Here is a 1,369-nt window from a genome sequence, read left to right on the forward strand (position 1 = left end):
GCGGTAGGTGGTCTCAACGGTTGGTGCCTTTGTCTCCCCTGCCAGCTTTGGCAACGTGGTTATGATCTGTTTAAAGCCGGCAAAGCGCCGGTTGTCAAAGTCCCAGCGCCCGCCAGAGTAAGCAAAGCGTGTGGTGAAGGCTTGAGAAGAGTTGGGCTTTTCTGTCAGGGCGGCCAGGACGGTCAGGACAGGTGGGAACCAGCGCTCATCCTCAGGATCCCCGCCATAGGTGGTGTAGCTGGCTGAGAGCTGCCCGCCTGAAGGCAACACCACGCCAACCAGCATATCCGGGCGTTCGCTGATGAGTTTTGTCGCACGACCATCAAAGCCGGCGGTTATTTTCTTGCCATGAGTAATAAAATCAATAAAACCATCCCCATCTGCATCAGCCATAATTGCTGTTGGATAATCACGAATGAGGTCTCCGTGGCCTTCTGTATGATAGTGAAAGAGCGTATCGCCACGCATCAAAAACAAGCGAGTGTGATCCCGTTTTCGATTGCCGATGTAGTCGGCCCGTCCGTCACCATTCACATCTGCAACCAAGACGGAATCCGATAAAATATCCCCTAACGAAGATGAGTGGATTACTGGACCTGCAATAAACTTCAAGCCTGAACTAAAATAGATCTGCCGATCATGCTCCCCTTTAGAATAGAAAAGATCAGTTAAGCCATCTCCGTTAAAATCGCCAAATATCAATCCGCTATACATGCGAGTCCGCGGCAATGAAATAAATCCAGACGTTCCATTAGAAATTCGAGTGTAAAGATACTTTGCATCTAACTCGCCGAGATCAGCTCTGCCATCACCGTTAACATCAAATATCTTACTACCTTTAATATTAGACCAAGTTTGATCTATTGCTTTAGTGAACTCTTGCTTATTATCTGAAATTACATCTTCTTTGCCATCACCATCAAAGTCAGCAATTCTTGAAGTTTTTTCAAATAACTCTCCAGTATTGGAGTATCGATGGCAGCGTTCACGGCCGCGGCTATTTTCTCGGCAAACTTCATAATCGTAGAAAAACAATTGTTTTTTGTATTTATTTAGATCACTCCTACGCTGCGTGGTCCATATCTTATCCAAATAGTATTGGCAGCTGTTTTTTATTAATGCTTCATTGCTTGGAGTATTAGCTATAGGTTTTGGTTCGCAAGTGTAGCTGTATTCATCGCGACCCTCTTTTTTCTTTATAGTATCCCAGCCTATTTGCTCAATAACTCTGTTACCATCGAAGTCATCGATTAATGCAGCGAAGAGTTCTTCTTTTTGAATCTGAAAAGAAATCTTCTTCTGATCAAAGACATTATGCTTGTATGTGAACTGGTAAGGGGGCAGCTTGGATCCGCTTTTGACAAGACCA

1 protein-coding gene is annotated in these 1,369 nt (G+C 44.8%); it reads right to left on the minus strand.

Going from position 1 to position 1,369, the window contains the following annotated elements:
- Positions 1–1,369 (minus strand): FG-GAP-like repeat-containing protein (locus JCM12308_RS28155; protein WP_174519231.1); only part of this gene is annotated, 1,369 nt, incomplete at both ends.

Source organism: Pseudovibrio denitrificans JCM 12308 (assembly GCF_001310815.1).
Lineage (GTDB): Bacteria > Pseudomonadota > Alphaproteobacteria > Rhizobiales > Stappiaceae > Pseudovibrio > Pseudovibrio denitrificans.